This is a genomic window from Streptomyces sp. NPDC050418, from assembly GCF_044458745.1.
GTDB lineage: Bacteria > Actinomycetota > Actinomycetes > Streptomycetales > Streptomycetaceae > Streptomyces.
This window is the reverse complement of record NZ_JBITIG010000019.1, coordinates 1-13950: the sequence shown is the minus strand read 5'-3', so window position 1 is coordinate 13950 and position 13950 is coordinate 1. Positions and strand designations below refer to the sequence as shown.

General features: G+C 73.5%; 8 protein-coding genes. 7 read left to right on the top strand and 1 reads right to left on the bottom strand.

Features of this window, described 5'->3' with window-relative positions:
- Nucleotides 1-146: 146 nt before the first annotated feature.
- Nucleotides 147-1349, top strand: coding sequence for an FHA domain-containing protein (locus ACIBI4_RS34240; protein WP_399208143.1), 1203 nt, complete (start codon nt 147-149; stop codon nt 1347-1349).
- Nucleotides 1350-1464: 115 nt separating this feature from the next.
- Here the strand turns inward: ACIBI4_RS34240 and ACIBI4_RS34235 are convergent, their stop codons facing one another.
- A complete protein-coding gene (locus ACIBI4_RS34235) occupies nt 1465-2478 on the bottom strand; it encodes a methyltransferase domain-containing protein (RefSeq protein WP_399208142.1) in 1014 nt (337 codons plus the stop codon).
- A 103-nt stretch (nt 2479-2581) separates the two neighbouring features.
- On the opposite strand from ACIBI4_RS34235, the gene ACIBI4_RS34230 reads away from it, so the two are divergent.
- From ACIBI4_RS34230 to ACIBI4_RS34205, 6 genes are all read left to right on the top strand, one after another.
- A complete protein-coding gene (locus tag ACIBI4_RS34230) occupies nt 2582-2986 on the top strand; it encodes a globin (protein ID WP_399208141.1) in 405 nt (134 codons plus the stop codon).
- Between the two features lie 171 nt (nt 2987-3157).
- On the top strand, nt 3158-6400 hold the full coding sequence (locus ACIBI4_RS34225) for an FtsX-like permease family protein (RefSeq protein WP_399208140.1): 3243 nt from the start codon (nt 3158-3160) through the stop codon (nt 6398-6400).
- Between the two features lies 1 nt (nt 6401).
- Complete coding sequence (locus ACIBI4_RS34220) at nt 6402-9122, top strand: FtsX-like permease family protein (RefSeq protein WP_399208139.1); 2721 nt, start codon at nt 6402-6404, stop codon at nt 9120-9122.
- A gap of 30 nt (nt 9123-9152) precedes the next feature.
- Nucleotides 9153-11864 (top strand): FtsX-like permease family protein, encoded by a 2712-nt coding sequence (locus tag ACIBI4_RS34215; RefSeq protein ID WP_399208138.1) that lies wholly within the window; start codon nt 9153-9155, stop codon nt 11862-11864.
- Nucleotides 11861-12868, top strand: a complete 1008-nt coding sequence (locus ACIBI4_RS34210) for an ABC transporter ATP-binding protein (RefSeq protein ID WP_399208137.1) — start codon at nt 11861-11863, stop codon at nt 12866-12868. Before ACIBI4_RS34215 ends, ACIBI4_RS34210 begins: the two co-directional genes overlap by 4 nt.
- A 173-nt stretch (nt 12869-13041) precedes the next feature.
- The gene (locus ACIBI4_RS34205) at nt 13042-13848 is read left to right on the top strand and encodes an alpha/beta hydrolase (protein WP_399208136.1); all 807 of its coding nucleotides are present in this window, start codon (nt 13042-13044) and stop codon (nt 13846-13848) included.
- The last annotated feature ends 102 nt before the right edge of the window (nt 13849-13950 follow it).

Genomic DNA, 13950 nt, shown 5'->3' with positions numbered 1-13950 from the left:
TGACGACAAGGCCCTTGGCCGCGTCGTCGGGCATGCCGGGCGTGACGTGACACGTACCGAGCGTCCGCGTCCGCACCCGGGAGGTGCGGCCGGACACTGACACAGCGGCCCGCAGCGGTCGTAGAAGGAGAGGGGGAAGCGCCGACATGCCGACCTGCCCGAACGGACACCAGTCGGGTTCCGACGACTGGTGCGAGGTCTGCGGCCACCGCATGACCGGTGCGAGCGCGCCCTCCGGCGCCGTCCCTCCGCCCCCGCCGCCCCCGGGCGCCGGTTACGGCTACCCGCAGCAGGGCCAGCAGGGGGGTTACGGCTATCCGCAGCAGCCGGCCGGTCCCCCGCAGCTGTGCCCCCAGTGCCAGACCCCGCGTGAGGCGAACGAGCCTTTCTGCGAGGAGTGCCGCTGGAACTTCATCACCAACACGGCGACGTCGTACACGCCCGCCGCTCCGCGCCAGCCCGTCCCCGGTGTGAACCTGCCGCCGGGGTTCCAGGCGCAGCAGCCGCCCGGCGAGTACACGAGCTCGCGGCCCTCGCAGATGAACCGTCCCGCCGAGCCGCTGCAGCCGGACCCGTCCGGTCCGATGGGCGGTCCGGGTCCGATGGGCGGTCCGGGTCCGAACGGTGCGGGCGGGCCCTTCCCGAACGGCCCGATGGGCGGACCTCCCGGCCCCAACGGCCCGATGGGCGGCCCTCCTGGCCCTCCCGGCCCCGGTCCGATGGGCGGCCCCGGTGGTCCTCCCGGTCCTCCCGGCCCCATGGGCGGCCCCCCGCCCCCGCCGCCCGCGCAGGGCTACCAGCAGCAGCCCGGCCCGCCGGCTCCGCCGCAGGGCACGCAGGGCGACGACGACTGGATGCTGCAGCCGCCGTCCGCGCAGTCCGCTCCCCCGGTCCAGCACCCGCTGGCCGGCGGCGGCTACCCGGCGCCGCAGCCGCAGGGTCCGGTCGGCTGGACCGCGGTGATCGGTCCGGACCGTGACTACTTCATGGCGATGATGCACCGCAGCGGTCCCGAGGCGTCGAGCCTCAACCTGCCCGCGTACTCGCCGGAGCAGGAGCGCAGACTCACCGGGAACCAGATCACGATCGGCCGTCGCCGCCACTCCACGGGCGAGACGCCGGACATCGACCTCTCGGTCCCGCCGGAGGACCCGGGTGTCTCGCACCAGCACGCGGTCCTGGTCCAGCAGCCGGACGGCGGCTGGGCGGTGGTCGACCAGAACTCGACCAACGGCACGACGGTCAACAACGGCGAGGAGCCCATCCAGCCCTTCGTCCCCGTCCCGCTGCAGGACGGCGACCGGGTCCACGTCGGCGCGTGGACGACGATCACGCTGCGCCGCGGCTGACGCCTCGGCCCGTATGACGCCCGGCTTCCCCTCGGGGAGGCCGGGCGTCGTCGTTCCCGCCCGCGCCGGCGTTCCACCCCCGACCGAGCCCACGGCCGAGCCCACATCCGAGCCCTCAGCCGAGCCCCCACACGTACGGCCCCTCCGGGTCGTCGAGCCAGGCCCACACCGCGTCACCCGCCACCGTCACTCCGAACCGCTCCCGCTCCGGGCGCCCTTCGCGGCGCCACAGGGCGAAGGCCTCCTCGGGGTCGAGTGAGCCCGCCGTGAGTTCGAGCAGGAAGCGGAAGAGCTCGTTCTGGGTGATGCGGCGCGGCAGCGAGGACGCGTACCGGGGCCGCCCGGAGGGCTCCCGCCCGCCGCCGCGCAGCGGCACGAAGTACGCGGGCGTGTGCAGGAAGCGCCCCTCCGCGTACCCGGTGTCCCGCACCGTCAGGGCGATCAGGCCGGTGGACAGCGGCGCCAGGATCCGCGCCCCGGCCCTGCACTGCTCCAGCCAGGCCCGCGGGATCGTCGCGAGGGTGCAGGTCGCGATGATCCTGTCGTACGGGGCGTGCGCGGGGCATCCCCGTGCCCCGTCGCCGGTGACGACGGCGGGCGCGAAGCCCGCGCGTTCGAGATGGCGGCGGGCCGCCTCGGTGATCTCCGGTTCGAGGTCGACGGTGGTGACCGCCGCGTCCCCGAGCACGTACGCGAGCAGGGCCGCGTTGTAGCCCGTGCCCGCCCCGATCTCCAGGACGCTCTGGCCGTCGCGGACGTCGAGTTCGGCCAGCATCTTCGCCATCAGGGACGGCTGGCTCGACGAGGACACCAGGTCCCCGTCCCGTACCCGCGTGGCCAGCGGGGCGTCGCTGTAGACCCCCTGGAGCCAGCGCGCCCGCCGCGCCTCGCTCTCGTCCTCGCCCCACAGCCGCTCGTAGCCGCCCGTGGCGTTCGCGTAGTAGTAGGGCACGAACAGATGCCGCGGCACGGCGGCGAACGCCTCGCGCCAGCGCGGATCGGCGTCGAACGCGCCGCTCTCCTCGATCTCCCGCACCAGAGCCGCCCGCGCCACGGCCGCTGGATCGGCGGGCCCGGAGGGGCCGGAAGGACCGGAGGGGTCGTCCACGGGATCGGAGGCTGCACCCATATACCCACTGTGCTGCGGTTTGCCCCTGGACGCGAGGCCCCGCACCGGGGAGCGGAGACCTAGTCCTCCAGTCCTCCGTCGGGGGGTCTGCGACGATGGAGGGGTGACAGAGATCCCGCGCGGCACGCTTCAGGAGCAGACCTTCTACGAGCAGGTCGGCGGCGAGGAGACCTTCCGGCGTCTGGTGCACCACTTCTACCAAGGCGTCGCCGAGGACCCGCTGCTGAAGCCCATGTACCCGGAGGACGACCTCGGTCCGGCCGAGGAGCGGCTCGCGCTCTTCCTGATGCAGTACTGGGGCGGGCCCCGCACGTACAGCGATGACCGCGGCCACCCCCGGCTGCGGATGCGGCACGCCCCGTTCAAGGTGGACCGGGCGGCGCACGACGCGTGGCTGCTGCACATGCGCGCGGCGGTCGACGAACTGGGGCTCTCCGAGGAGCACGACCGCACGTTGTGGAACTACCTGACGTACGCGGCCGCCTCGATGGTCAACACCGAAGGCTGACCGCCTGATTCACCCTTCGTTCCGGAATCCGACCCTCATTCCCCGTAATGCGGTCACGATCTGGTCAATTTCGGCCAGAGAGCGGTTTCCCTCTTCCTGACCACCTGAAAGAGTCGCCGTTCAGGGGTACGAGGGCGGGGGCCCGAGTACGGGACGGGGACCGGTGATCGGGTGACGGGGTTCATCTTTCTGCGGGTACGCGCGCATCGCCTGCTGCTGCTCGCGGCGCTCCTCGCGGTGCTGCTGACGACGTCGGTCCTCGCGACCCTCACCGGCTTCTCGGGGGCGATCGGTGACGCCGCGCTGCGGCACGCGCTCACCACGCGCTCGGCCTCGCCGGCCTCCCTCCTCGTGCAGTACGACGTGGAGCCGGGCCAGCGGGCCGAGGCCGACCGCAAGGTCGAGGCGGGCGCCCGGAAGGTCTACGACGGTCTGCCGGTCTCGCTGCGCGCGGCCGAGAAGTCCGAGGCGTACGCGCTGCCGCGCTCGCTGCAGGCGCCCGAAAGACGCGCGGGCGACCCGGACCTCACCCATCTCGCCGTGCTCGACCGCTCCCGGCTCCGGCTGGTCGACGGCGCCTGGCCGAAGGCCCCGGAGGCCGGCGGCAAGGGCGCCGTCGAGGTGGCGCTGCCCGAAGTGGCCGCGAAGGAGCTGAACTTGAAGCCGGGCGGCCCGGCCTTCAAGCTCACCGACCGACTCGACGGCCCGTCCGTGCAGGTGCGCGTCTCCGGCACGTACACGCCGGTCGACGCCGCCGAGCCGTACTGGCAGGTCGACGAGATGGACGGGCGCGGCGTCCGCAAGCTGGACTTCACCACGTACGGACCGCTGCTCACCGATCCCGCGACCTTCAGCAGCGGACGCGTGCCGGCCGGTGAGGTGTCGTGGCTGGCCACCGCCGACTTCCGCAACCTCGGGGCCGACCGGATCGCCGCCCTGAAGGAGGCCGCCGAGCGCGGCAACAGCCAGTTCGGGAAGGTCTCCGGGCTCGGCACCGGGGTGGCCGCGCACACCGAGCTGCCGACGCTGCTCGACCGGGCCGAGCGTTCGCTGCTCGTGGCCCGCTCCACGCTCGTGATCGTGGCGATCCAGCTGCTGATGCTCGCCGCGTACGCATTGCTGCTCGTGGCACGGCTGCTGTCGTCGGAGCGCGCGGGCGAGACGGATCTGCTGATGGCGCGCGGTGGTTCGCGCGGCCGGATCGCCTGGTTCGCGGCCGCCGAGTCGCTGCTGCTCGCGGTGCCCGCGGCGGTGCTCGCGCCGCTGCTCGCCGGTCCGCTGACGAAACTTCTCGCCGGGCAGGGCGCGCTGGCCCGGATCGGCCTCGAACTGGAGACGGATCCGACGTTCTCGGTGTGGCTGGTGGCCCTCGTGGTCGCGCTCGGCTGCGCCCTCGCCGTGGTGGCACCGGCCCTGTCCGTGACGGGCATGCGCCGCTCGGTGCGGATGAAGTCGCTGCCCGCGCCGGTGCGCGCGGGCGCCGACGTCGGCCTCCTGGTGATCGCGGCCGTCGCCTACTGGCAGCTGGACCAGCAGACCTCGGGCGGCGGCGCGCTCAGCGGCGACGCCGAGGGGCGGCTCGGCATCGACCCGCTGCTCGTCGGCGCCCCGGCGCTCGCGCTGCTGGCCGGCACCGTCCTGACCCTGCGGCTGCTGCCGCCCGCCGCGCGCCTCGGCGAGCGCCGCGCCGCGAAGGGCCGCGGCCTGCCCGGCGCCCTCGCGGGCTGGCAGCTCAGCCGCCGCCCGCTGCGCGGCGCCGGTCCCGTCCTGCTGCTCGTGCTCGCGGTCGCGATGGGGATGCTCGCGATCGGGCACGGCGCGTCGTGGGACTGCTCGCAGGAGGACCAGGCGGACTTCCGGTCGGGCACGCAGGTGCGGGTGCAGGGCGGCCGGATCGCCGCGGCGGACCAGGGCGAGGTGTACACGTCCCTGGACGGCGTGCGTGCGGCGGCTCCCGCGGTACGCCGCACGATGGAGATGTCGGGCGAGCGCTCCGCGGACATCATTGCCCTCGACACCCGCAACGCCGCGGACGGCATGCTGCTCCGCGAGGACCTGGGCAGCCCGGGGTCCCTGCAGGACGCGCTCGGAGTCCGCGACATCGCCACGTACGGCGTCGAACTGCCGGACAAGGCAGCCGAGTTGACCGTCGAGATGAAGATGACGTCGCAGGAGCCGAGCAAGACCGACTCCGCGTCGGTCAGCGCCATGCTGCGGGACCGCTTCGGCGCCACGCACCCGGCCCGGCTGGGCGAACTGCCCGCCGACGGCCGCGCCCGCAGCTTCCGTACGGAGCTCGGGTCCACGGGCCCGTACCAGCTGACCGGGTTCCAGGTGGACACCCCGGGATCCCCGAAGGAGTCCGAGAAGCACACCTTCTCGGTGCTCTCCGCACAGGCCGACGGCAAGGCTCTGGCCGCGCCCGACGGCCAGGAGTGGCAGGGCTGGGCGCAGGATGTGTCGCCCACCGCGGTGTCCGACATTCCCGTGGCGCCGAACCAGCTGAAGGTCGGGCCCCCGGCCGGGGGCACTCTGCTCAGTACGCGGTTCCACACCACTCCCGCGTGGACGAGCCCCACCGGGGACATGACGACTCAGGTACGGATCACCGCCAAGCGCCCCCGGGCCGCCGACCCGTCCGCGGTGGTCACCGAGCGGTTCCTGACCGCGAGCGGGGCGAAGGTGGGCGACACGGTCGATCTGCCGCTGGCCTCCGAGCCCGTCCAGGTGCGGATCGCGAAGGTGGTGCCCGAGCTGCCCACGTCCACCGCGAACGGCGGTGCGGTGCTGGTCGATCTGCGCGTCGTCAACGAGGTGAACGCGCAGAGCTTCGACCCCGAGCTGACGCCTGGTGAATGGTGGCTGACGCCCGAGGCGGGCAAGGCCGAACAGGTCGCCCGCGAACTGCGGGCGCGCCCCGACGTCGACCCCGAGCAGGTGCTCGTGCGCGCGGAGATCGCCGAGGAGCTGCGGGACGATCCGCTGGGCGCGGGTCCGCAGTCGGCGCTGCTCGCGGTCGCCGTGGTCGCCGCCGCGCTCGCGGCCGTCGGCTTCGCGGTCAGCGCGGCCGGATCGCTGCGGGAGCGGGCCGCCGAGTTCTCGGTGCTGCGGGCCCTCGGCACACCGCAACGGCAGCTCGCGCGGCTGATCGCGGCCGAACAGGGCGTACTCATCGGGCTCGCGCTGGTGGTCGGCGTGGCGCTGGGCGCCGTACTGACCCGAGCGGTGGTGCCGTTGATCGTGCTCACCGGGGACGCGGGAAAGCCCGTGCCGTCGGTGCTCGTGGAGCTGCCGGCCGGCCGGGTGGCGCTGCTCCTCGGGATGGTCGCGCTGGTCCCGCTGCTCGTGGTCGCGGCCATCGCCCTGCGACGGGTCGAGCCGGTGGTGTCGCTCCGTCACGACGGGAACAACTGACATGGCAGCCAGGCCCGTCGCACCCTGGGTGCGCACGCGGCTGCGGGCTGCCCCGCTCGCGGCGGCGGCTGTCGGGCTGCTCGTCTGTGCCACGTCGTTCCTCGCGGCCGCGTTCCCGCGTGCGGTGTACTCCTACGAGGCAGACGGGCTCAGGGACGCGGTGAGCGCTGCACGGCCCGAGCAGCGCGGCATCGAGATATCGGTGCTCGACAGTGTCGAGTCGCGCCTCGCCAACCCGCGCCGGCCTGCCTACCTGCAGTCCGCCGCTCTCGATGTGCTCGCGGACCCCCTCGTCCCGGACATGACGCAAGCCGCGCGCGGCGCCGAGTCGGTGCGCGCCTGGAAGGCGCCCTACGACCCGTGGATCCCCCGCCGGTACGGCGGCAACGAACCGCGCTTCACCCTCGCGGCGCAGGCCGGTATGGGGAGCCATTCCCGGATCGTCGAGGGCCGGCTTCCCCGGGGCAAGGGCGTCACCGCGCAGAGCACCGCGACCGAGGCGGCGGTCGCCGAGGACACCGCCCGGATCATGAAGATCAAGGTCGGTTCGGTGATCGACTTCAAGGCGCCGGGCGGAAAGCGCCTGGAGGTGCGGGTCACGGGCATCGTCAAACCCCGTGATCCGCAGGGAAGTTACTGGTCGCGCGAGGCGGTTCTGCGGACGCCGCAGATCACGTACACCGAATACACGGATACGACGAACAACACGTACTGGCACGGCGGGCTGCTGCTCGCGCCCGAGGCCGCACCGTTCCTGCTCGCGGGCGACTGGACGGTAAACCTCTACGCGCGAGTCGAGCCCGAGGTCGCCTCCCTGGACGCGGGCGATCTGCCGGCGCTCGACCGCCAGCTGGCCTCCCTCAACAGCGGCCCGCTCAACGCCCGGCTGGTCGGCCGCCTCGGCCCCCAGGTCTCGGTCGCCACCGGACTCGACGAGATCGTCGCCGACTTCCGCGCGCTGCGCACGGCCGTCACCCCCATCATGCTGATCGCCGTCTACGGCATCGGGGTGATCGCCCTGGTCACCGTTGTGATGAGCGGTGCCCTGTCGGCGGCCCGGCGCGCCGCCGAACTCACGCTTCTGCGCTCGCGCGGCGGTTCGCTGCGCCAGATCGCCGGCCGGCTGTGCGCGGAGACCGCGGTGGTGGCGGTGCCGGCGGCCGCGCTCGGCTGGCTGCTCGCGGTCGCCGTACTTCCGGGGGGTCCGCTCGGGCCGTCGCTGCTCGCCTCGGCCGCCGTGGCCGTACTCGCCAGTCTCGCCCTGCCCTTGCTCGGCGCCGCCCGGCACCGGCGGACCCGGAGCCACTCGGGCCGCGGGGACCTCGTCGCCGCCCGGCCCTCACGGCGGCGTACGGTCGCGGAGCTGACGCTGGTGGTGCTCGCCGTGGGCGCGGTACTCGCCCTGCGCCGGCGAGGAACCGGCGGCGGTGCGGACACACTGGTGAGTGCCGCTCCGGTCCTGCTCTCCCTGGTCGCCGCGCTGCTGCTCGTCCGGCTGTATCCGCTGCCGCTGCGGATGCTGGTCCGCCCGCTCGGGCGCGGCCGGGGCGCGGTCGGCTTCCTGTCCCTGGCCCGCGCCGGGCGTACGTCCTCCACTCAGGCCCTGCCGCTGCTCGTGCTCCTGATCGCGCTGACGACAGCGGCCCTCGGCGGTTCCGTGCCGGCCGGGGTCGAAGAGGCGCGGGACCGGGCGGCGCTGGAGATCGTGGGCGCCGACGTCCGGGTCAGCGCCGTGGCGGAGGTCCCCAACAAGCCGAAGGCGCCGCTGCCCGACGCGCTCGACGCGCAGGTGGACGCGGTCGACGGGATCGACGCGGTGGCGTCGGCGTATGTCGAGTACGAACTCGCGATGCCAAGCGGCAAACCGGTGGCGCTGATCGCCGTGGAGCCGCGGGCCTACGCGCGGATCGCCGCGGCCACCGGGCTCGGCACGTTCTCGGCGGAGGATCTGTCGGCGCCCGGCTCGGGCCCGCAGCCCGCGCTGGTGTCGCCGTCCGTGGCGCAGCGCCTGGGCAGCGCCGAGCGCACCTTCCGGGTGCCCGCGGGCGAATTCACGATGCAGGTGACCGGGGTGCTCGACACGACACCGGCGCTGCGCAGCATGGACTTCGTCCTCATCGACGCGAGCCGGCTGCTCAAGCCCGCCCACTCCCTGCTCCTCGCGGTCGGCAGCGGCTACGACAAGCGCGCCCTGCGGGACGTCGTCGCCCCGGGCGCGGGCGTCGAGCTGCTGCTGCGCTCCGACGAACGGGCGGCCCTCACCGACTCCCCGCTCCAGACCGGCGCCGAGACCGTCTACCGGTTCGCCGTGGCCGCCGGTGCGGGGTATGCCGCGCTCGCCGTCCTCCTGTCCCTGCTGCAGGCCGCTCCCGAACGCACCGTGCTGATCGCCCGGTTGCGGACCATGGGCCTGCGCAAGGGACAGGCGCGGCGACTTCTCGTACTCGAAGCACTGCCGCAGGCGCTGCTCGCGACCCTCGGCGGCGTCCTCGTCGCGGTGGTCGCCATGGACCTGCTCGCACCGGGGCTCGACCTCGGAGGACTGGCGCTGGCAGCGCGGGCCGCGGGCTTCGGCGGCGCTCATCTCCGCATGGAGCCCTGGTCGTTGCTGCTGCCCGCGCTCGCCGTGCTGCTCCTCGCGACCGGCGTCGCCGCCGCCCAGGCGTGGTGGACCGCACGCCGCACCTCGATCACGGAACTCAGCGCAGGAGGCACGCAATGACACGGGACCTGAACACCGGGGGTGACTGACATGCGAACCACAGCAGTTGCGCCCTGGGTGCGCACCCATCTGAAGGCGGCCCCGCTGCCGGCGCTGGCACTGACGCTGCTCGTCCTGGTGACGTCGTTCCTCGCGGCGGTGTTCCCGCGCGCCGTGGACACGTACGAGACGGAGGGCCTGCGGACGTCGCTGACCGAGGCGGGCCCTGACCGCACCGGTTTCCAGGTGTCCATGCCGACGGGCGGCTACTACGAGCCCGCGTCGAGCGCGGATGTGGCACCGGACCTCATACGGGACGGCGTCCCGTATGTCCTGGACGCCATGGACTCCCCGCTGACCCCCGACAAGTCGCAGATGGCGTACGGCGCCCAGACGTCGCGGCCGGTGATGGCGCGCGACCACTGGCTGCCGCGGCCCGAGGAGATCTTCGCCCACTTCACGGTGGCCGCCCAGGCCGATGTCGGCCGGCACGGGCGGGTCGTCGAGGGCAGGCTCCCGCGGGGCGACGAGGTCACGATCCGCAGCAAGCAGGCCGAGGCGGCCGTGAGCGTGGACACCGCCAGGATCCTCGGCATCAAGGTGGGTTCCGTCATCCACTTCGCCGCGGACGACGGCATGGCCACCGTCGGCCTGAAGATCACCGGAATCGTGAAGCCCCGTGATCCGCAGGGCAGTTACTGGTCCTTCGACGCGACCCTGCGCAAGCCCGCCCTGCTGCTCACCCCGAAGGCGGTGCCCCAGAAGTACTGGCACGGCGGTCTGCTGCTCGCCCCGGAAGCCTCGGCGATGCTGATCCGGCTCGACCCCAATCCCAACGTGTACTGGCGGGTTCCGCCGGTGATCGAGGACATCCAGGTCGCCGAACTGCCCGCGCTCGAAGAGCGCGTCGCCGCGATCGAGAACGGTCCCGCTCTGTCGGAGCTGCGCGGCAACGCGGGTGACGCCATCGACGCGGACACCGATCTCGAGCGGATCACGGGCGACTTCCGGGCGGCTCGTGAGGCGATGTCGCCGGTCGTCTTCATCGCCGTGTACGGCATCGGTGCCGTGGCCCTGGTCGTGCTCCTGATGACCGGCGCGCTGTCCTCGGCCCGCCGCTCACGCGAGGTCGCACTGCTGCGCGCACGCGGCGGCTCGGTGCGCGGGATCACCGGCAGGATCTGCGCCGAGACGGCGGTGCTCGCGCTGCCGGCCGCCGCGCTCGGCGGGTTCCTCGCCGCGCTGGTACGGCCCGACGGCCGCATCGGCCCGTCGATCGCCGGGGCGGCCCTGGTGGCGCTGATCACCTGCGTCGCCTTCCCGGTCCGCGCGATCCTCGGCCATGTCCGGCTGCGCGCCCACGGCGGGCGCGACGACCTCGTGGACGCCAAGCCGTCGCGCCGTCGCACGGTCGCCGAACTGACCGCGCTCGTCCTGGCGGCCGGTGCCGTGGTGGCGCTGCGGCGCCAGGGCAGCGGCGGTGCGGACGGACTGGTCAGCGCGGCCCCCGTGATGGTGGCGCTGATCGCCGCGCTGCTGCTCATCCGGCTCTACCCACTGCCGATACGGGTCGTGGGGCGGCCCTTGCTGCGCCGGCGCGGCGCGATCGGCTTCCTGTCGCTGGCGCGCGCCGGACGCACCTCGTCGGCGCAGGCGCTGCCGCTGCTCGCGCTGCTCGTGGCGCTGACGACCGCCGCGTTCGGCGGGAGCGTGCTCGCCGGAATCGCCGACGCGCGGGACACGGTGGCACTGCAGTCCGTGGGCGCCGATCTGCGGATCAACGCCCGGCCGAACCAGGACCTGCCCGACGGACTCGCGGACAAGATCGCCGCGCTGGACGGGGTCAGCGAGGTCAGCCGGGTCTACGTGGACAGCAACATGCGCATGCCGGACGGCGGCAAGGAGATCTCCCTGATCGCCGTGGACCCGGAGTCGTACGCGCGGCTGACCAAGCGCGTGAACATCGGCGTCCTGTCGCCCGGTGATCTGAAGGCACCCGCATCGGAGCCCACGCCCGCCTTCGTGTCATCGGCCGCCGCCGAGCGCCTCGGCAGGGGCGAGCACCGGCTGCGCACCCCGGCCGGTGACTTCACGGCCCGCGTGAGCAAGGTGCAGGAGCGGACCCCGGCCAGCTTCGGCGCCGAGTTCATGCTGATCGACGCGAGCCGGCTCACGAACCGCTCGGACAGCGCGCTGTACGCGACGGGCAGCGGCTTCACGCGGTCCGAGGTCCGCAAGGCCGTCGGCACGAACAGTCCGGACATCACCTACGAGCTGCGGGCCGAGGACCGTGCCGCCATGTCCGACGGCCCGCTCCAGAAGGGCGCCGAGACCGTCTACGGCTTCGCGGTCGCGGCCGGTGCCGGTTACGCCGTCCTCGCCGTACTGCTCTCCTTGCTGCAGACCGCCCCGGAGCGCACGGCCCTCGTGGCGCGGTTGCGCACCATGGGGCTCGGCCGGGGGCAGGCACGCAAGCTGCTCGTCCTCGAAGCGCTGCCGCAGGCGCTGCTCGCCGCGGTCGGCGGCGTCCTGGTGGCGCTCGCCGCGATGGAACTGATCGCACCGGGGCTCGACCTCGGACAGATCGCACTCGCCACCCAGGCCAATGCCTTCGGCGACGTACAACTCCGTATGGATTCCTGGTCGTTGCTGGTGCCCGCGGCCCTCGTGGTGCTGCTTGCCACCGGGGTCGCGCTCGTCCAGGCATGGTGGACGGCACGGCAGACCTCCCTTACCGAACTCAGGGCTGGAGACGGGCGATGACCGAACCTTCGACGACCACGACGACCTCGACCGTGACGGGCCCGTCCGGCGGCGGTGTCACCCTCGCCGAGCTGGAGCAGCGGGCCGCGTCCCGGCGCGACCGCCCGGAGTTCGGGCACGACGCGCTGATCACCTGCGACCGTCTGGTGCGTATCTTCACGGCCGACGGGGTGGAGGTGCAGGCGCTCCAAGGGCTCGATCTCCTGGTCACCAAGGGCGAGTTGATGGCGCTCGTCGGCGCGTCCGGCAGCGGCAAGTCGACCCTGATGAACATCCTCGCGGGCCTCGACGAGCCGACGGCCGGGCAGGCCAAGGTCGCGGGCTGCGATCTGCTCGCGATGGGCTCCAAGGACCGGCTGCGCTACCGGCGCGAGATCGTCGGCTTCGTATGGCAGCAGACGGCACGCAACCTGCTGCCGTATCTGACCGCGGCGCAGAACGTGGCACTGCCCATGCAGCTGCGGGGCGTACGGGGCCGGGCGAAGAAGACGGCACGCGCCGAGGAACTCCTCGAACTGCTCGGCGTGGGCGAGCTGCGCGACCGGCGTCCCGCGCAGCTGTCCGGCGGCCAGCAGCAGCGCGTCGCCATCGCGGTGGCGCTCGCCAACGACCCGGAGGTCCTGCTCGCCGACGAACCGACCGGTGAGCTGGACTCGGCCACCGGGCGGCAGATCTTCGAGGCGTTCCGCGCGGCCAACGAGGAGCTCGGCACGACGATCGTGATCGTCACGCACGACCAGACGGTGGCCACGGAGGTCCGCCGCACGGTCGCCATCCGCGACGGCCGCACCTCCACGGAGGTCCTGCGGCACACGCGGATCGACGCGGCGACCGGCGAGGAGCACATGGTGGCCCGCGAGTACGCGATGCTCGACCGGGCCGGCCGGCTGCAGCTCCCCGCGGACTACACGCAGACGCTGGAGATGCGGGACCGGGTGGCGCTGGAGCTGGAGACGGACCACATCGGGGTGTGGCCGGACGATTCGCGGACCGAGGGCGAGTAAAAACGTTTGGAGGGGGCGGGCGGCCGCTGTTACCGTTCTGGCGGCCGTGCGAGAGAACGAGGAGGTGGTACCCGTGAACCAATTCACGTGGGTGCTCTCCTCAGAGGTCACGGTCGGGCGATAGGTCGTCGCCCGGGAGCGCCGTATTTCTCGGACTCCCGAAAGGCACGACCATGCAGCACAGCACTTCCGGTGTGCATCACACCACCCCCGGCCTGCAGTTCGCTCCCGCCCGGCGCCTGGACGACGGTCTCGTCGAGCGCACCTTCACCCTCGGCGGCACCCCCGGCGATTCCCTCGACGGGATCCCCGGCATCCTCTGGACGCCGGAATCCGCCACCGCCTCCGCCCCGGCCCGTCCGGTCCTCCTCGGCCACCCGCCGCTGGGCCTGGACAGGATGTACCCGCGGCTCGTGGCACGGGCCCGCGCCTGTGCGGCGCAGGGGTACGCGGCGGCCACCATCGAGCTCCCCGGGAGCGGGGAGCGGCCCCGGATCCCCGTCATGGACCAGGCACGGGCCGACCTGCGCCAGGCGCTGGCGGCGGGCGCCCCGGTCACGGACGAGATCATCGACGCCCTGATCCTTCCGCTGGTCGACCAGGCCGCCGGGGAAACGCGCGCCGCCCTCGACGCCCTGCTCGCGCTCCCCGAACTCGACGGCCCCGTCGGCTACGCGGGCGGGGTGATCTCCCTCGGCGTGCGGCTCGCGGCGACGGAGCCCCGTATCGCGGCCGCCACCCTGTTCGCGGGCAGCTACATCCCGCGCAGCATCGTCGAGGAGGCCCGCAAGGTCACCCTGCCGCTGCACGTCCTGCTGCAGTGGGACGACGAGGGCAACGACCGGCAGGCGGCCCTGGAACTCTTCGACGCCTTCGGCTCCGCGGAGAAGGGCCTGAACGCCAACATGGGCGGGCACACGGGGGTACCGGAGCACGCGGGTGAGTCCGCGGACGGGTTCTTCGCCCGGCACCTGAGGTGAGATGGGAGGGGGGGGGGGGGGGGGGGGGGGGGGGGGGGGGGGGGGGGGGGGGGGGGGGGGGGGGGGGGGGGGGGGGGGGGGGGGGGGGGGGGGGGGGGGGGG